The organism is Actinosynnema pretiosum, from assembly GCF_024171695.1.
Taxonomy (GTDB): Bacteria; Actinomycetota; Actinomycetes; order Mycobacteriales; family Pseudonocardiaceae; genus Actinosynnema; species Actinosynnema pretiosum.
This window is the reverse complement of the sequence record NZ_JAMTCF010000008.1, coordinates 406,891-424,403: the sequence shown is the minus strand read 5'-3', so window position 1 is coordinate 424,403 and position 17,513 is coordinate 406,891. Positions and strand designations below refer to the sequence as shown.

Annotated in this window: 13 protein-coding genes and 1 pseudogene; 3 read left to right on the top strand and 11 right to left on the bottom strand. The window is 71.2% G+C overall.

Annotation, left to right across the window (positions count from 1 at the left end):
- Nucleotides 1-236: pseudogene (locus LV78_RS19230) on the bottom strand (IS5/IS1182 family transposase); the annotation flags it as partial.
- A 387-nt stretch (nt 237-623) separates the two neighbouring features.
- On the opposite strand from LV78_RS19230, the gene LV78_RS19225 reads away from it, so the two are divergent.
- Together LV78_RS19225 and LV78_RS19220 are read left to right on the top strand one after the other, a co-directional pair.
- Nucleotides 624-1,001: a VOC family protein gene (locus LV78_RS19225; RefSeq protein ID WP_253846646.1), complete on the top strand. Its 378-nt coding sequence runs from the start codon at nt 624-626 to the stop codon at nt 999-1,001.
- Between the two features lie 186 nt (nt 1,002-1,187).
- Nucleotides 1,188-2,645 carry a ricin-type beta-trefoil lectin domain protein gene (locus tag LV78_RS19220; protein WP_253846645.1) on the top strand — a complete coding sequence of 486 codons (1,458 nt, stop codon included), beginning with the start codon at nt 1,188-1,190 and terminating at the stop codon, nt 2,643-2,645.
- 120 nt (nt 2,646-2,765) lie between these two features.
- On the opposite strand, the gene LV78_RS19215 is transcribed toward LV78_RS19220, so the two are convergent.
- From LV78_RS19215 to LV78_RS19185, 7 genes are all read right to left on the bottom strand, one after another.
- Nucleotides 2,766-3,809: a ketopantoate reductase family protein gene (locus tag LV78_RS19215; protein WP_253846644.1), complete on the bottom strand. Its 1,044-nt coding sequence runs from the start codon at nt 3,807-3,809 to the stop codon at nt 2,766-2,768.
- Nucleotides 3,810-3,924: 115 nt separating this feature from the next.
- Nucleotides 3,925-4,875 carry a pectate lyase family protein gene (locus tag LV78_RS19210; RefSeq protein WP_253846643.1) on the bottom strand — a complete coding sequence of 317 codons (951 nt, stop codon included), beginning with the start codon at nt 4,873-4,875 and terminating at the stop codon, nt 3,925-3,927.
- A gap of 109 nt (nt 4,876-4,984) precedes the next feature.
- Complete coding sequence (locus LV78_RS19205) at nt 4,985-6,133, bottom strand: enolase C-terminal domain-like protein (protein WP_253846642.1); 1,149 nt, start codon at nt 6,131-6,133, stop codon at nt 4,985-4,987.
- The gene (locus tag LV78_RS19200) at nt 6,130-7,407 is read right to left on the bottom strand and encodes an ABC transporter substrate-binding protein (RefSeq protein ID WP_253846641.1); all 1,278 of its coding nucleotides are present in this window, start codon (nt 7,405-7,407) and stop codon (nt 6,130-6,132) included. Before LV78_RS19200 ends, LV78_RS19205 begins: the two co-directional genes overlap by 4 nt.
- A 7-nt stretch (nt 7,408-7,414) precedes the next feature.
- Nucleotides 7,415-8,302 carry a carbohydrate ABC transporter permease gene (locus LV78_RS19195; protein ID WP_253846640.1) on the bottom strand — a complete coding sequence of 296 codons (888 nt, stop codon included), beginning with the start codon at nt 8,300-8,302 and terminating at the stop codon, nt 7,415-7,417.
- Nucleotides 8,299-9,174 (bottom strand): carbohydrate ABC transporter permease, encoded by an 876-nt coding sequence (locus LV78_RS19190; RefSeq protein WP_253846639.1) that lies wholly within the window; start codon nt 9,172-9,174, stop codon nt 8,299-8,301. The genes LV78_RS19195 and LV78_RS19190 overlap by 4 nt, the downstream gene beginning before the upstream one ends.
- Nucleotides 9,171-11,339: a pectinesterase family protein gene (locus LV78_RS19185; RefSeq protein WP_253846637.1), complete on the bottom strand. Its 2,169-nt coding sequence runs from the start codon at nt 11,337-11,339 to the stop codon at nt 9,171-9,173. Before LV78_RS19185 ends, LV78_RS19190 begins: the two co-directional genes overlap by 4 nt.
- A 330-nt stretch (nt 11,340-11,669) precedes the next feature.
- Between LV78_RS19185 and LV78_RS19180 the strand changes: the two genes are divergently transcribed.
- The gene (locus tag LV78_RS19180; protein ID WP_253846636.1) at nt 11,670-12,641 is read left to right on the top strand and encodes a LacI family DNA-binding transcriptional regulator; all 972 of its coding nucleotides are present in this window, start codon (nt 11,670-11,672) and stop codon (nt 12,639-12,641) included.
- A 78-nt stretch (nt 12,642-12,719) separates the two neighbouring features.
- On the opposite strand, the gene LV78_RS19175 is transcribed toward LV78_RS19180, so the two are convergent.
- The 3 genes from LV78_RS19175 to LV78_RS19165 all read right to left on the bottom strand — a co-directional run bounded on the left by LV78_RS19175 (nt 12,720) and on the right by LV78_RS19165 (nt 17,398).
- On the bottom strand, nt 12,720-13,682 hold the full coding sequence (locus LV78_RS19175; RefSeq protein ID WP_253846635.1) for a COG1470 family protein: 963 nt from the start codon (nt 13,680-13,682) through the stop codon (nt 12,720-12,722).
- Between the two features lie 98 nt (nt 13,683-13,780).
- Nucleotides 13,781-15,628: an alkaline phosphatase gene (locus LV78_RS19170; protein ID WP_253846633.1), complete on the bottom strand. Its 1,848-nt coding sequence runs from the start codon at nt 15,626-15,628 to the stop codon at nt 13,781-13,783.
- Between the two features lie 162 nt (nt 15,629-15,790).
- Nucleotides 15,791-17,398, bottom strand: a complete 1,608-nt coding sequence (locus LV78_RS19165; RefSeq protein WP_253846632.1) for an NAD(P)-binding domain-containing protein — start codon at nt 17,396-17,398, stop codon at nt 15,791-15,793.
- Nucleotides 17,399-17,513 lie beyond the last annotated feature (115 nt).

Sequence of the window (17,513 nt, the reverse complement as noted above, 5' to 3'; positions counted from 1 at the left end):
AGGACCTCGTCGAGGTAGCGGTAGGCGGTGGCGCGGGAGACGCGGTGGTCGCGGGCCAGGCGGGCGGGGTCGGTGTGGTCGCGCAGCCACCGCAGGCCCAATACGGCCTGGTCGAGGCAGGTCAGGGCGCGGGTTCCGGCGCGGGTGCCCCGGCGGTGGCGTTCGGCATTGAGCAGGCGGGCCAGGTGCCTGGCCAGTGCGTGGGGGACGTCGAGGATGGCAGGATGGGGGATCACAGGGAGTCTTTCCTGGACGGGGTCTTCGCAAATCCAGTCCTACCGGAAGGCTCCCTGTGCCATGCCCGCGGGACCTGACCAGCACACACCTCACTGAGATCACCTCACTCGTCAAGACGCCGTTTGACTCGGGCGGTCTGCCGTGGCGGTGCGGCGGCATCTTGACGAGCGCGCTCGGGCTTCGCCAGGCCAAACGGAGAAGAGGGACGCGGGAGTGGGGCTGCGTGGGCTCGCTGCGCTCGCCCCGCAGCCCGCTGGCGGTCTGGGCTGTGGGTGGGGGTGCGGTCAAAAGTTGACGTAGGGGTTCTCCCGGCGGTTTCTGCGAGGCTTGGGGCCGTTCAGAAACAGGCCGGGAGGTGCTTTCGCGTGGTGATGGGCTCACGTCAGGTGAAGGTTGGGTTGCGGGTCGCGGACCTCGATCGGTCGCGGGACCTGTACCTGGCGGTTGGGTTCAAGGAGATCCCCAACGACGAGCAGCCGACGCTGCGGTACCTCACGCACGGGCGCACGTGGCTGATCCTCTCCGACCGGCAGGCGCACCCCTACATCTCCGAGCGCGACCGGGTGAGCGCGCAGGAGGGGCCGGTGGGGGCGGGGTTCGTGCTGGCGGTGCCGGTGTCGGACGTCGAGGCGTTGCACCGGTGGTGGGCGGCCCAGGACGGGCTGGAGGTGGTGCTGCCGCCTGAGGACGCCGGGTGGGCGGTGGTGTTCCAGGGTGCCGACTACGACGGGTACCAGGTGATGTTCGAGCAGTTCCGGAATTGATTCCGACGCCGATCGCTCACCCCGGTTCCCGTTACGCAGCGCAGTTGTCGTATGTGGAATCCCCTATTGACCCACCTGCGGTATTCCTGCGAAGCTCGCATACGAGAGCGCTCTCACAAAACTCTCCACACCCTGCACCCACGGAGTTGTTTCGTGAGACTCATTGCGCAGTGCTGCGCGGCGGTCATGACCGCTGCGTTGATCACGCTGCCTGCGGCAGCGGCACAGGCTGAACCAGCCGCGAACCCGGACTCGGCCACCCTGCCCGAGGCCCTGGAGCGCGACCTGGCCATTACGCCCGCCGAAGCCACGGCGCGGCAGCAGAAGGAGCAGGCGGGCGTGCCCGTCGCCGAGGAGCTGCGGAGCGAGCTGGACGGGAAGTTCGGCGGGTCCTGGTTCGACAAGGGCAAGTTGAAGGTCGGTGTCACGGACGACGCGGCGGCCAAGGCCGTGCGTGACAAGGGGGCCGAGCCGGTTCCGGTCGCGCGCAGCGAGAAGGCGTTGGACGACACCAAGTCCGCGCTCGACAGCGCGCGGAGCGGCACCGAGGCGGTGCACTCCTGGTACGTTGACCCGACCAGCAACACGGTGGTCGTGACCGCCGCCTCCGAGCAGGCCGGGCGCGAGTTCGCGGCCAAGGCCGGTGTCGAGGGGTCGGTCCGGGTCACGACCGGGCACGAGATGAAGCCGGCGCACGACCTGCGCGGTGGCGACCAGTACGTCATCAACGGGAACACGCTGTGCTCGGTGGGCTTCCCCGTGAACGGCGGGTTCGTCACGGCCGGTCACTGCGGTGGCACCGGCAGCACGACCAAGGGCTTCAACAACGTCAACCAGGGCACGTTCGCGGGGTCCTCGTTCCCCGGTCAGGACTACGCCTGGGTGCGCACCAACGGTGACTGGGCGTCCAAGCCCTGGGTGAACAACTACTCCGGCGGCAACGTCGTGGTGGCGGGCAGCCAGGAGGCGGGTGTCGGCGCGACGATCTGCCGCTCCGGCCGCACGACCGGCTGGCGCTGCGGCACCATCCAGGCCAAGAACGTCACGGTGAACTACGGCGGCCGGATCGTGAACGGGCTCGTGTCGACCACGGCGTGCGCCGAGGGCGGCGACTCGGGCGGCGCGGTGCTGTCCGGCAACCAGGCCCAGGGCGTCACCTCGGGCGCGGGCGGCAACTGCTCCAACGGTGGCACGAGCGTCTACCAGCCGCTCAAGCCGATCCTGTCGGCCTACGGGCTCACGCTGACCACCAACGGCAGCGGCGGGTCGGGCACGAAGATCATCGGGCACCAGAACCGGTGCATCGACGTGCCGAACTCCAACGCCAAGGACGGCCAGCGGCTCCAGGTCTGGGACTGCAACGGCACCAACGCGCAGAACTGGACCTTCGCCGGTGACGGCACCGTGCGCGCGTTCGGCATGTGCATGGACGTGGCGTGGGGCTCGCGCGACAACGGCGCGGCGATCCAGCTCGCCACCTGCTCGGGCAACCCGGCGCAGCAGTTCGTGCTCAGCGGCGCGGGCGACCTGGTGAACCCGCAGGCCAACAAGTGCGTGGACATCACCGGCTCCTGGGGCTCCGGCTCGGCGCTCCAGCAGTGGGAGTGCACCGGCAAGTCGAACCAGAAGTGGCGCAAGGGATAGAGCGCTAAATCGTCGAAGCGCCGAAGCGCCGAAGCGCCGAAGGTGTGCGGCGGCCCCGGTCTCCAGGTGGAGACTGGGGCCGTTCGCGTTGGGGAGGTGGTGGGGTGGGAAGGGGGGGAGTCAGCCTTGCGCGGCCAGTTCGTGAGGCTCGCCCTGGGCGTCCAGGCGGCCCAGCAGGTCGCGCAGGGCGGGCATCGGCTGATCGGCGCGTGCGCCTTCCTCTGCCAGGTCGCGGAGCATTGCCACGTCCTGGGCGCGCACCTTGGCGCCGTGGTGGAAGGCGTTGAACTTGGCCAGGTCCAGCGGGCGGACGCCGCGCTCCTGGGCGCGGTGGTAGGCGGCCGTCACCTTCGGGCCCATGACGCCCGCCGCCAGCTTGCCGAAGCGGCCGTTCGCGGGCAGGGAGAGGATTTCGCGCTGGGCGTCGCAGGCCAGCGTCCACAGGGGCTTGTCGGCGATCACCTCGTCCAGCGCGGGCCAGCCCTTGAGGCCCCACGCCGCGTAGATCGCGAACAGGGCGCCGCTGAACGCGTCGGCCATGTGGGGGTTCAGGTAGCTGCAGCGGGAGGCTGCGCTGGTGTTGTACAGGGACGCGAAGCGCTCGGCCTCGGTCGGGTTGTGGCGGGTGACGCTGAAACCGGTGCCGCGCTTGGGGTGCGCGTAGCAGTAGTCGGCTCGGGCGAAGGCCTCGGCGTCCTTGCCTGGGGGTGCGGTGAAGGTGGGGTCGGCTTGGTGGGCCAGTGCGCCCTGCACGCCGAAGAGCAGTCGTTCCTCGTCGATGCCCAGCACGTCCAGGTAGTGCTGGCGCAGGCCGACGCCGATGCCGCACATGATGACGACGGTGTCGTTCTCGCGGACCAGGTCGCCGAGCGAGGTGAGCGTGGCGACGCCCTGCTCGGTGCGGCTGGTGTGCCCGTCCAGGGTGACGACGACGAACGGGAAGTCGCGTCCGGCGAGTTCGGAGGCGTGCTCGACCACGTGGTAGCCCTGGTAGAGCTTGATCTCGTCGTCGTCGTAGTCGTAGAGCAGCTTCGGGGCGGCGTGGGGCTCGGCGCGGCCGGGGCGGACGAGGTGGGTGACGTCGGCGCCGGACAGCCGCAGGTGGTGGCCGAGCACGGTGCCGACCGCGCCCGCTCCGACGATCAGCACCGGGGTTCTCTTCACGGGTCTCGCTCCTGGGTGCGCGCGGTACCACGCCATGATCATGATGTGTGCCGGATCACCGTACCGCACGGCCCCGGCCCCCCTGAGGGGAACCGGGGCCGCGCTCACCGCACGATCAGATCTTGCCGGTGCCCGCTCCGCCGGTCACCACGGACTTGACCGAACTGGCCGCGTCCAGCGCGTACGAGTAGGGGATCGACTTGACCGAACCGCCCTGGTCGCCGCTGCCCGAGTTCACGAAGTGGTTGTTCCGCGCCACCAGCGGGGCCGCGGGCGACGAGCCCTCGCCCCGGTGGAACGGGTCCTTGGTGTTCTCGAAGTAGTTGCCCTCGACCAGGACGCCCGCGTCCTTGGTCGACGCGACGCCGTACGAGGTCACCCCGCCGTAGTAGTTGTTGTACACGTGCACGGGGTTGCCGAACCGCACCCTGGGGTGCCGCTGGTTGGTGCCGTCGAACCAGTTGTGGTGGTAGCTCACGCGCAGCTTGCCGGTGTCCTCGGACGCGTTGTCGTCGCTGTGCCCGAGCAGCATGGTCTTGTCGTGGCTGCTGAACTTGTTCCAGGACACGGTGACGTAGTCCGAGGCCCGCTTGACGTCCAGCGCGCCGTCCGACCCGTTGGCGAAGGAGTTGTGGTCGAGCCACACCCTCGTCGAGTACTGCACGTTGATCGCGTCGTCACCCCAGTTGCGGAAGTTGACGTTGCGCACGATCACGTTGGACGCGTTGGCGATGTTCAGGCCCTGCCCGGTGATCGTGGCGCCGGAGCCGACGCCGAGGATCGTCTTGTTGGACGCGACCTTGGTCATGCTGGACAGGTTGATCGTGCCGGAGAACCGGATGACGCCCGCTCCTGACGCCTGCACCGCCGTGGTGAACTGCGAGGCGCTGGTGACGGTCGTCGGGGAGGCGTTGCCCCCGCCGGTGGTGCCGCCGCCCTGCGTCGCCCAACCCTCGAGGTTGAACGAGGCCGCTCCGGCGCTGGGGGCCGCGACGGACGCGCCCACCAGCACTGCGACGACGACGAGCCCGGTGCGCCATTGCACGCGGGTTGACTTCTGGTGCATGGGAACTTCCTCCCGAGAACGCTGTTGACAATGGACCAGCGGCGGTACATCGCACACAGGCGGCGGTTCGGGAAATTCCTGCCCTGGCGAGAAGAGCCGGGGCGTGGTGTCACCACCTCTCCTTCGTGTGAGCACGGATGTGCTCGATGTCCCACTGGTCGCCGAGGCCTGCCCCGGTGGGCATGGCGACGCACCCCGCTTCGTCGAGGGGGTCGGCGATCGTGAGCCGGTGCGGTGGCACGCGGTCGAAGTCGTGGTGCGGGTGCAGGAGCCCGCGCTCGTACCAGCGGCCCACGTCGGTGCCGCCCAGCACGGCCAGGCTCGCGCTCCCGTCGCCGTGGATCTCGCAGTCCACGTTGAACGACTCGGCCAGGTGCGCGGTCTTGACGGTGGCGGAGATGCCACCGACGTCGGTGGGGCCCGCGCGCAGGATGTCGCACGCCCCCGAGGTGATCCACTCGGCCCTGGTGTGGAACTTGCCCCAGGCCACCTCGGGCCCGATCACCGGGATCGCGAGCTGGTCGGCGAGCCAGCGGTAGGAGGCCGCCGAGGCCTCCTCCATGGGCTCCTCGAACCAGTAGAAGTCCAGCTGCTCCAAGGCCTTCCCGAGTTCGAGGGCCTCGGTGCGCGAGTACCAGTGGTTGGCGTCGAGCATGAGGGCGATGTCGGGGCCGACCGCGTCCCGGACCGCCTCGCACGCGGCGATGTCCATCCGCACGCTGGGCGCGCCGGGCACCGGCGGCATCCAGGTGTGCAGCTTGATCGCCCCGTAGCCGGTCTCCACGAGCTGCTTGGCGAACTCGGCGTAGTCGCCGGGCGTGCTCAGGCCGCCGGGGGTGCGGTCGCCGCACATGGTGCTGGCGTAGGCCGGGATCTTCTCCCTGGCGCCGCCGAGCAGCTTCCACACCGGCATCCCGGAGAGCTGGCCGACCAGGTCCCACAGCGCGGTGTCGACGTAGCCGAGCGCGCGGTCGGTGAACCGGCCGTGCGAGCCGCGCTGCTTGCGCGCCATGGACTTCCAGAGCCGCTCGCGGTCCCAGGGGTCCTGGCCGAGCAGGACGGGTCGCACGATGCCGTCGAGCACGGCGGGCCGCAGCTGGTCGGGGTGCACCTGCACCCGGCCGACCGCGCCGCCCGCGTGGACCTCCAGCAGCGCCTCGCGCACCTCGTGCGCCGGGCCGGGGTGCCGGTGCCCGGCCGGATCCACCTCGGTGTGCGCGGTGGTGGTGAACACCGACACCTCGACCCGCTCGATCACTTCCGGTCCTCCCACTCCTGCTGCGCGGTGGTCAGCTTCTCCGCCATGGCCTTGAGGAACTCGTCCGCGCTGAGCTGGCCGAGCAGCACCTTCTGGTACTGCGGCTCGCTGTCGGCCTTGGTGATGGACGAGTACTGCGGCAGGTAGACCGGGGCGGGCACGGTGATCGTGGCCGGGTCCTCCAGCACGTCCAGCGCCATCTTGACCGGCTTGTTCTGCTCGATCCACGGCTGCGAGCGCACGTCGGTGTTGGCCGGGATCTGGCCGACCTTCTCGTTCCAGTAGCTGTTGCTCTCGGCCGAGGTCAGGAACTCGACGAACTTCCAGGCGGCGTCCTGGTTCTCGCTGTTGCGGAACACCGCGAAGCCGTCGGTGGGGTTGGGCACGACGGTGCGCTTGCCGCTGGGGCCGACCGGCAGCGGGAGCGCTTCCACCTTGTCGCCCAGCGCCTTGGTGACGTCGCCGTAGGAGCCGAGGTTGTGGTGCATCATCGCCGCGGAGCCACCGGTGAACTGGGCGACCATCTGGGTGTAGTTGTTGTTGACGTCCGCCTCGGGCGTGGCCTTCTTGTACAGGGCCGCGACCTTCTCCACCAGGTCGGCGTTGCCCGGATCGTCCACGGTGGACTTGCCGCCCTCGAAGAACGAGTCCGTGCCGGAGTAGGCGTAGGCCTCGGTCAGCAGCTGGAACACCGAGCCCGCGCCGCCTCGGATGGTGTAGCCGTACCGGTTCGCGGCGGTGTCGGTGAGCTTCTCGGCGGCGGCGGTGAACTCGTCCCAGGTCCTCGGCGGCTGGACGCCCTTCTCGGCGAACCAGTCGGTCCGGTACCAGATCACGTCCATGTTGCCGGAGGACGGGACGGAGTACAGCTTGTTGTCGGGCGCGGTCTGCCTGACCGTCTCGACCAGGCTGGGCAGCAGCTTGCCCTTGAGCGAGCTGCCGTCGACCCGCTCGTCCAGCGGGACCAGGGCTTCCTGCCCGACCATGTTCGACAGGTACGAGGTGGTGACGCCGCCGACGTCGGGCGTGCCGCCGCCCGCGATCGCGGTGTCGTACTTCTGCTGCACGGACGAGCTGGGGATGCCGACGTAGTCGACGTGGACGTCCGGGTTGGCCGCCTCGAAGCGCTTGATCAGCTCCTCGTAGATCGGGGTGCGGCCGGGACCGCCGTTGTTGTCCCAGAAGGTGATCGTCACCTTGCCGTCGGCCGGTCCGCTGGAACACCCCGCCAGCGCGAGCGCGGCGGCGGCTGCGACCAGAAGTGCTCTCCTCATGCCTCTCCTATCCCTTGACGGCGCCGGCGCTGAGACCCTGCACCAGGTACCGCTGCACGACGGCGAAAACCAGGACCACCGGGACGGCGGCGACCACACCGCCCGCGGCGAGCGCACCGAAGTCGGTGTTGAACTCCCCCAGGGCGTAGCTCAGGCCGACCGGGAGGGTGAACTTGTCCTGCTTGGAGGCGAACATCAGCGCGAACAGGAAGTTGTTCCAGGCGCCGATGAACGCGAACGAGCCGACCGCGACCAGCGCGGGCCGCAGCTGCGGCAGGGTGACGGCGAAGAACGCGCGCAGCCGGGAGCAGCCGTCGACCATGGCGGCCTCCTCCAGCTCCACCGGCACGTTGCGCACGAACCCGCTCATCAGGATCAGCGCGAGCGGGAGCTGGAACGCGGTGTCGGCGATGACCAGGCCGGTGAGGGTGTTGAGCAGCCCGGCCTCGCGGAAGATCACGAACAGCGGGATGAGCATCATCGCGCCGGGGATGAACTGGCTGCACAGCAGCGCGAGCAGGAACACCCGCTGGCCCTTGAACTGGAAGCGGGCCAGCGCGTAGCCGCCCATCAGGGCGAGCACGCTCACCGCGATCAGCGTGCCCCCGGCGATGATCATGCTGTTGGTGAAGAACACGCCGAACCCGATGCCGTTCCACACCGTGTCGAAGTGCTCCAGCGTCATCGGCCACGGCACGAGCGCGGTGGAACCGGTGGGGCGCAGGGCGAACACCAGCATCCAGTAGAACGGGATGAGGGTGAACAGCAGGTACAGCACCAGCGGCAGGTGCAGCCGGAACACCCGGCTCGGGTCGTGGTGGCCGCTCTTGCGGCGGCGCTGCGGTGGTGTCGGCGGCGGCGAGTCGACCGCGGGCCTGACCAGGGTCTCGGTCACGTTCGGCTCCCGAACTTCGACAGGCGCAGGTAGAGGATCGAGCAGAACAGCAGGATCACGAACCCGGCGACGGTGAGCGCCGAGCCGTACCCGAAGTCGTGCGAGTCGACCGCCTTGCGCGCCACGTACAGCGGCAGCGTGGTGGTCTGGTTGGCGGGTCCGCCGCCGGTGAGGGTGTAGATCAGGTCGACGTTGTTGAACTCCCACACCGCGCGCAGCAGCGTGGACAGCACGATGGCGTCGCGCAGGTGCGGCAGGGTGACGCTGAGGAAGCGCCGCCACCGGTTGGCGCCGTCGACCGAGGCCGCCTCGTACAGGTCCTTCGGGATGGTCTGGAGGTCGGCCAGCAGCATGATCGCGAAGAACGGGACTCCGCGCCACAGCTCGGTCACCACCGTCGCCGGGAACACCGTGTCCGGGTTGCCCAGGACCGATGTCCCCGCGTCGCCGATGCCCCACTGGGCGAGCTGCTGGAAGATGCCGGTGGACGGGTTGTAGAGCAGGATCCAGATGCCGGTGGTGAGCACGCCGGAGACCGCCCACGGCGAGAACACCAGCGCGCGGGCGAAGCCCCTGGCGATGAAGGTCTCGTTGACGATCAGCGCGAGCGCCAGGCCCAGCAGCAGCTGGAGCCCGACCTCGACGACGACCCACTTGGCGCTGAACTGGAGGCTCTGCCAGAACAGCGGGTCCTCGAAGAGCATCACGCGGAAGTTGTCGAGCCCGGCGAAGCCGTTCTTCCAGGGCTGGGTGACGTTGTAGTCCTGGAAGCTGTAGTACAGGACGCTGCCGATGGGGTAGACCAGGAACACCGCCATCAGCAGCAGCGTGGGGGCGATCAGCGCGTAGGGCGCCCAGGTCTTCGTCCTCATGCGGGGTTCCACCCGTCGTCGCCGGACAGGTAGGCGCGCGTCGTGTAGCGCTCGGCCTGCTCGGGGGTGAGCTGCGGCCGGTCCTGGCCGGTCCCGGCGCCGGGACCGGTGTTGCGGTGCTCGGCGAAGCGGGCGTCCCGCCAGGAGAAGCCGGACATGTCGGTCCACGGCGCGGACTTCACGGCGGCGGGCAGCTTGGTGTCGCGCACGACGACCTGGGCGATGGCGTCGACGTCGCCGCCGGGGTGCCAGGGGCGGCCGAGGTAGTAGGTGCCGCGCGCGGCGTCGCTGCGGATCGTGGAGTTGGTGATCAGGAAGCCGAACTCGTTGTCGCGCCTGGTGCTCGCGGCGGTGATGTAGCCGTTGGGGTCGCTGCCTCTGCTCAGCGCGGTGATGGTGGCGCGGTCGAAGACGGCGGTGGCGCGGCCGAACAGGAAGTCCACGTCGCCGCTGATCGCGCAGTCGCGGTAGTACTGGCGGGCGCGGGTGGCGGCGTTGGGCGAGTCGGCGTAGAGGGTGTCCTGGTGGCCGAGGAAGGTGACCCGGTCGTAGAGCTGCCGGTCGCCGGTGGCCTTGACCGCGACGGCCTGGGTGGCGGTGATCTCCGGGTGCTCCGCCCGGTCGAAGGAGTTGCTGAAGGTCAGGTTCCGCGCGGTGAAGTCGGCGGCCTCGATCGTCGCGGTGGCGCTGCCGGTGGTGCCGTAGGTGGTGCCGTCGGGCTTCTTGGTGCCGCTGGCGTTGTCGTAGTCGATCACGACGTCGGAGGCGCGCCCGGTGGCGCCGCGCAGGGTCAGGCCGCGCTTGGCCGCCGGGACCTTGACGACCTCGCGGTAGTGGCCCTTGCGCACGGTGATGGTGCCGAACGCGGGGGCGGCGTCGATCGCGGACTGCACGGTCCGGTGGGCGCCGGGGCCCTTGCCGACGACGAGTTCCGCCTGGCGCGCGCCCGCTTCCAGGTCGCGGACCCGGTGCGCGGGTTCGAGGCCCCTGGTCAGCTCCGGGGTCCAGCCCGCGTCGGGGGCGAGCAGCTTGTCCGGGTTGGCGGCGTTGAAGGCGGCGACGACGTCGGTGGGGCGGCCGTCGACCAGGTTGCCCTTGGCGGTGACGGCGGTGCCGCCCCAGTTGTAGAGCAGCTCGTCCGCGCCGACGCCCTTCGGCAGCTTGACGTAGTTGTTCTGCACGTACAGCTGCGACTGGACGCCCGCGCCCCAGGTGTAGACGTGGGTCGCGCCGGGCTCGTAGCGGTTGTTGTAGACGTGCACCTTGCCGAACCGCACGCGGGGCGCGCGCTCCTCGACGTTGGCGAACACGTTGTGGTGAACGGAGACGCGCAGCTTGCCGGGGTCGACCGTGGAGCTGTTGGACGAGCCGATCAGCATGGTCTTGCCGTGGTCCTCGAACCGGTTGCGGGAGACCGTGACCAGGTCGGAGCCGTTGGTGATGTCGAGCTGGCCGTCGTGGCGCTGGAACGGGCGGTCGAAGTGGACCGGCGCCGAGCTGTCCGGGTTCGGCTGGTCGGTGAAGGTGTTGTGGTCGGCCCAGACGTTCGTGGAGCCGATCACGCCGACCGAGTCGTACTCGGAGTTCCAGTTGCCGACGGCCGTGTCGGTCGGGTCCCACTGGGGGAAGCAGTCGCTGGTGTCGCGGAAGGTCAGGTGCCGGACGATCACGTTGCGGGCGCCCGCGATCCGCAGGTTCCCGCCGGTGATGCCCGCGCCGGGGCCGTTGCCGATGAGGGTGGTGTCGGAGCCGACGTCGAAGCGGATCGCTTCGGCCTGCCGCTTGGCCGAAGCGGCGCGCGCGTCCTCCAGTGGCCCGGACGGCTCCCGGTCGCGCCCCCAGACAGCGGGGTCGTAAGCCTCCAGATAGGCCTTCAACGAATAGCCGTCGGTTTCGTAGGATGCGCAGTTCCCGCTGACGTCGATCACCCCCTCGATCTTGACGATCCGGGGCGCCGGAGCGGCCAGTGCCGCGCGTAACTCGGCGGCTGTTCGCACGACCACCGCGGTGCTCGCGGCGGAACCGCCGGTGGTCCCGCTGCCCGCCGAACCCCAGCCGTCGCCGGGGCGCAGCACCTGCCGAGCGGGGTCGTGACCTGCGGCTTCAGGGTCTTGACCTGCGAGGGCGGGCGGGGCGACCAGCCCGGCCAGCACGCAGGAAAGCACCAGCGCATACCTCGGGATCCGCATTGCGAAAGCGCCTTCCTCGACCTGTCCGGTTCATATCCGTGAACGCTTTCCAGAAGTGCGAACAAAGTATTACGAAAATGTCCGCCGCACGTCAACGGCGTAACCCCGTTCACATGCCGTTCGACAAACCGCGCGCCCCATTCGACGAATTCGAGTCGAATTCGACGGCACGCCCCGGTACCGGTGATCCGAACGGCGCAGCGGCTCGCGGTCAGGCGCGGTGGCCGGGGGCTTCCGCAGGAGTGCGGCAGCACGTAACCTGCGGCAATCAGGGCACTCCGTACAGTGAGGTACTAGGAGGGTGCGTTGGTCACGATCGCCGAGGTGGCGGCGCACGCTGGCGTCGCGCCGAGCACCGTGTCATACGCGTTGTCGGGCAAGCGCTCCATCTCCGCCGGGACGCGCGCGAAGGTCGAGGAGAGCGTGCGCACGCTCGGCTACTCCCTCATCCCCGCCGCGCGCGCCGAGCGGACCGACGTGATCGCGCTGGCGCTGCCGCTGCGCGCGGGCATGGACCTGCCGGTGGTGATGCGCTTCGTCGGCGCGATCGCGGAAGCCGCGCGGGGCCACGGGTTGGACGTGCTGCTGGTGACCGCCGACGAGGGCCCGGAGGAGCTGCGGGCGGTGCTGGAGCAGCGCAGGGTCGACGGCGTGCTGGTGATGGACGTGGAGATGCACGACGAGCGGCTGGCCGTGCTGCAGGAGCTCAGACGCCCGTCGGTCCTCATCGGCTTCCCGGTGGACCCCACCGGGTTGACCTGCGTGGACCTGGACTTCACCGCCGCGGGGGCGCTGTGCCTGGACCACCTGGCGGACCTTGGCCACCGCTCGGTGGCCCTGCTCGGCTCGCCGAAACCGGTGTACCGCAGGGAAACCGCGTTCGCGCACCGCACGGTCGCCGGCTTCAGCGCGGCGGCGATGCGGCGCGGGGTGTCCGTGACGACGCTCGCGACCGAACCGGACGTGCTGCGCACGCTGACCGAACTGCCCCCGACGACCACCGGCCTGGTGGTGCACAACGAGAGCGCGCTCCCTGCGGTGCTGGCCGGGCTGCGGACCCTGGGAAAGCGCATTCCCGAGGACGTGTCGGTGGTCGCGCTGTGCCCGGACGACCTGGCGGAGCGGGTGGGCCCCGCGGTGACGTCGGTGCACATCCCGGCGGTGGAACTGGGTCGGCGGGCGGTGGAGCTGCTCTCCCACCTGCGCGACCGACCGGGCGCGCAGCCGTCGCTGACGCTGCTGGAGCCGAGGTTGACGGTGCGGGGGACGTCGGGCTGAGGCCCCTGGGGACGACGGCGCCGCGAACGACGGCACCGCGCCGGTCGGGCGACCGCGCGCGGCGCCGGGTCGTGCGCGTCAGGCGGTCGCGGCGACCACCGGCTCGGGCGCCTCGCTCGCGCGGGTCCGCTTGCGGCGCACCAGGAGCAGCGCCGCGCCCCCCAGCACGAGCACCAGCACCGCCACGCCGGTCCACGACACCGCGAGCACCGAGTGCCCCCGGTCGACCGGGGCGGGCGCGGTCACCCGGTCCTCCCCCACCGCCACGCCGGCCACGCCCAGGTCCGCGGAAGCCCAGAACAGCGACGGCACGGGCACCTCGAACGTCCGCGTCGCGCTGTCCCCCGGCAGCAGCTCGTCCACCGCGTCCCCGCCGCGCCGCGCCAGCAGCCCGAACGGCCCCGCGACGTCGGCGGTCGCCGCCGCGCCCAGGCGGACGTTGCCGGTGTTCGCCACCTCGTAGGTCACCTCCAGCGTCCCGTCCGCGAAGGGGACCCACGACGGGCTGAAGTCCGTCGTCACCGCGCGCACCTCCAGCGCGGGCGTCAGCTCCCCCGACACCTGCAGGTGCACCCGCACCCCGATCCGGCGCTGCACCCGCACGCCGTCCTCGGTCCCCGACACGCCCACCACGATCCCCGCCGGGTGGTCGCCCGGCGTCGCGTCCGCCGGAACCGCCACCGTCACCGGCAGGTCGCGCCGCTCGCCCGCGCCCAGGGTGAGCCTCCCGCCGTCGAGGCCGCCGACGGAGATCCACGCCCCCGCGTCGACCGGCGTCCCGGCCGCGACGTCGAACGCCCCGTTCTGCCCGAGCACCCCGTCCCCCGAGGACACCACGAAATCGGCTGGCTCGGCCCCCAGGTTCCGCACCGTGATGGAGTCCCTGGCCGTGCTGCCCGGCTCGGCCACGTGCCGCAGGGACACCCGGCCGTCCGTGGGGCCGACGCTCCACTGCACGGGCGCGGCGGACGCCGGGGGCGCGGCCACCAGCAGGGCGGCGGCCACCAGCAGTGAACCGAGCAGACGACGGTGGGACGGCACGGGTCCCCTCCTCAACATCCGGGAAAAGCGCTTCACGTCAACGAAGAAGAACGGGGCGGGACCCCGAGCCAGGGCCCCGCCCCACCACAACGGGCGGATCAGTCCTTGGCGAACAGCGTCAGGGTGATCTCGCTGCCGTAGCGACCGCTGCGGGCCTCGTCCGGCACGGTCAGGCCGAGGTCGGCGCCCACCACGGTGGTGCCGTAGCGGCTGACGCGGTTGGTGTCGGCCAGCGCGGCGGGCGCGTCCAGGACGGCCTGCGGACCGGCGGCGGCGTTCGAGTCGGAGCTGACGACCTTCGGGGTCCAGCCCAGGTTCTCGGCGCCGAACTTCCGGTTGCCCGCCACGAACTCGCCTGCGGTGCCGGACACGGTCCAGCCCTGGCCGCGCGACTGCACCTCGTTGCGGGTGTCGGTCACGGTGACCTGCGGCAGCGCGCCGGTCTGGGTGCGGTCGCCGGTGAACCGGACGGTGCCGCTGTCGGCGACGGTCATGCTCAGGTCACCGGCGGTGCTGGGCAGCGGCACGGAGGCCTCCAGCGCGACGGCCGAGTCGGCCGAGGCCGGGGCGTGGCCCAGCAGGTCGAACACGGTCTCGCCGACGGCGGTGTTGTCCAGGTACGCGCCGCGCACGGTGTCCCACTTGTCGGCGCGCGCGTTCAGCACGTCCGAGCCCGCGCCCTTGGCGTAGAAGGGGACCAGCGCGTTGGTGTGGCCACCGGAGTGCCACGACACCTGGGGCAGCTCGCCCTTGGCGCCGGTCATCGGGGTCCAGGTCGGCTTGGAGCCGGGGCCCGCGAGGTAGCCGGTCTCGTGGTCGGCGGTGACGACGACGAGGGTCTCGTCCCAGCTGCTGTTGCGCTCGACCCAGTCGGTGACGGCCTCGACGGAGCGGTTGAACTCGACCTGCTCCTCGACCAGGCGCGTGGTCTGGTTGGCGTGGCCCGCCCAGTCGACGGCGCCGCCCTCGACCATCAGGAAGAAGCCGTCCTCGTCCTTGTCCAGGACGTTGAGCGCGCCCTTGGCCATCACGTCGAGGGACGCGACGTCGTTGCGCGCGTCGGCGCCGGGCTTGACGTTCTTGTTGCCCAGGCCCGGCCGGTTGTACTGGAGGGTCTCGGCGACCTGCGCCAGGCCGAAGACCTTCTCCGGGACCTCGGTCGCGGTGGCCAGCGCCTCGAAGTCGGAGCGGGTCTCGACGTAGGAGAAGTCGGTGCCGCCGCCGCTGACCCGCTGGAAGTCGTCCTGCGAGATCCAGGTCCAGTTGGACGCGCGGCTGGTGTGCGCGTCGGTGTAGTTCGGGTGCCCACCGCCCATGATGACGTCGGCGCCGCTGTCGATCATCTCGGTCGCGAGGCCCTGGTAGTCGTTGCGGTCGGCGTTGTGGGCGATGAAGCCCGCCGGGGTGGCGTGGTTGAACGGCACCGAGGTGACGACGCCGACCTTCTTGCCGACCGCCTTGGCCTGCTCGCCCACGGTCAGCAGCTTCTGACCCGCCGGGTCGAAGCCGATGACGCCGTTGTTGGTCTTGACGCCGGTGCCGAGCGCGGTGGCCGCGGCGGCGGAGTCGGTGGCGCCGGAGGCGACCCAGTCGAACGAGCCCCAGGCCTGCTCGGGGGTGTAGGACGCGCGGCCGTTCGCGGAGTAGTGGCTCTGCGAGACCTTCACGGGGAAGTTCTCGTAGACCTGGGTGGGCGTGCCGGGGACGCGCTGCACGGCGCCGGTCGCGGGGTCCACCGAGACCTGGTTGAGGCTCTGCCCGTGCTCGTAGAGGCTGGCGGCGTCGAACTGGTTGTAGCCCGCGCCGTCCGAGATGAGCACGATGATGTTCTTCGGCGCGGTGGTCTCCTCCGCCGACGCGACACCGGCGGGCACCGAGGCGAACGCGACGCCCAGGGCCGTGCCGGTGACGGCGAACTTCCGAGTGCGCTTGAGCACTCCGCCCATTGCTTCCTCGTTCCGTGTGGTTGCGCTGTGGTGGCGCCGGTCGTGACCGGGCCGTGCCACACGCTTCGCCCGGAAGGTAAAGCGATCACCAAGCGGTGGGGGATGACGGGTAAACCTCTGCGCAAGGCGCGGTTGCCCTCCGCTGGGCGGGATCCGAGGTGGTCAGGTGATCACGGGCGGTCGCGACAGGAACGCGCGCAGTGGCGCGTGGTGCAGGTCCTGATCGGTCCAGGAGTGCTCCAGGTCGGGGGCGACGCGGTGCTCGGCGACCACCCGGCCGCCCCGGTACCGGCGCACCACCGGGCGCAGCGGGGCCAGGGCGTCGGGATCGGGGTCGTCCTCCGAGGCGCGGTCCGCGAGGTGCTCCAGGGTGATCGCGAGGCAGTCCGGGGCGTGCTCGGGGATCAGGTCCACCGGCACCTCCTCCAGGCGCCGCGCGGTCGCGCCGTTCAGCACGAGGACGTCGGCCAGGCGGGCGCGCTGGTGCCACAGCCCGGAGCTGCGGTTCGCACGGGCCAGGAGCACGGCGGCCGGGTCGTCGGCGGGCACCTCGGTCGACGGCCAGGGCACGCCGTGGTTCTTGCGCTCCAGCACCCTGGCCAGCGCGCGCACCGCGTACCGGAAGCCGTGGACGTGGCCGGTGGACGAGTGGTCGTCGGCGTCGCGCATGAGCGCGCCCGCGAAGTGCAGGCCGGGCACGGAGGTCGACTCCCACTCGGCGGTGAGCGCGGGGAAGCGGTCGTCGGGGGCGAGGGCGGGGCGGGCGCCGTCGCCGAAGACGCCGGTGTCGAAGCGGAAACCGGTCGCGACGACGACCCGGTCGTAGCGGATCGCCCTGGTGGCCCCGCCCAGGTCGCGCAGGGCGACGGTCACCGTGTAGCCACCGGGACGGCCGCTCTCGGCGGCGGGGGCGCGGTGGGGTCTGGTGGCGGGGTCACCGCCGTGCCCACCGCCGTGCCCGTCCGCGCCGGGGCACGCGGCGGGCCCGCTGTCGTCGTCGGCCCGGATGTCCAGCACCGACCCGTCCAGCAGCGCGGCCCCGACGCCGAACCGGGCCGCGTCCAGGAAGTCCGCGTTCACCGCGCGCACGTCCCCCGCCCGCCGCGACCGCCACGCCACCCGCGCGGGCCGGGGCCCGACCACGTGCACCGCCGACGCCGCGCGCACCAGGCTGTTCGCGACCTCGAACGCCGAGTTCCCCTTGCCCACCACCAGGACCCGCTGCCCCCGGAACCCCGCCGGGTCCGGGTCGTAGGTGCCGTAGTGCTCGACCCGGTCGATGCCGGGGATGGGCGGCAGGTGCGGCTTGGCGAACCCGGTCGCGACCACGACCCACCGCGCGGTGTGCGTCCCGCCGTGCTGGTCGACCACCCGGAAGCGCGGCCGGAACCCGCCGAACCCGGTGCGCGTGACCGACAGCGCGCGGGTGTCGCAGCGGACGTCGACGCCGGTGGCGCGGGCGAACTCCACCAGGTAGCGGGCGAGGTCGTCGGCGTGCGGCAGGCGGTCGGCGCTGTGGTCGGGGAAGCGCGGCGCGGGCCCGTCGGAGAGCAGGGAGTGCCAGTCCCGGCGCAGGTCGAGCTCGGGATCACCGGAGCCGGTCTCGTTGAGCGAGAGCAGCCTGCGGTGCCGGGGGAAGGCGCGGAAGAACTGGCCGGGCGCGGGCCCGGCCTCCAGCACGCGACAGGTCCGGCCCGCGCGGTCCAGCAGGTGCGCGAGCTGCACCCCGGCCGGACCGGCACCGATGATGAGGTACTCGACCTCGGGCACGACAAGACCTCCGCGGCGTGGACGGCTGCGGAGAGGGGTACGGCGGCGGGCAGGCGGGCGTTCAACCGGGCCGATCACTTCACAGCAGCCCACCGCGGTGGGCGCGCGGCACGCG

What these genes read in the sequence shown, in the direction of transcription:
- LV78_RS19170 (WP_253846633.1), bottom strand. Translation starts at nt 15,628, where the DNA reads ATGGGCGGAGTGCTCAAGCGCACTCGGAAGTTCGCCGTCACCGGCACG.
- LV78_RS19210 (WP_253846643.1), bottom strand. Translation starts at nt 4,875, where the DNA reads ATGCACCAGAAGTCAACCCGCGTGCAATGGCGCACCGGGCTCGTCGTC.
- LV78_RS19220 (WP_253846645.1), top strand. Translation starts at nt 1,188, where the DNA reads ATGACCGCTGCGTTGATCACGCTGCCTGCGGCAGCGGCACAGGCTGAA.
- LV78_RS19190 (WP_253846639.1), bottom strand. Translation starts at nt 9,174, where the DNA reads ATGAGGACGAAGACCTGGGCGCCCTACGCGCTGATCGCCCCCACGCTG.
- LV78_RS19200 (WP_253846641.1), bottom strand. Translation starts at nt 7,407, where the DNA reads ATGAGGAGAGCACTTCTGGTCGCAGCCGCCGCCGCGCTCGCGCTGGCG.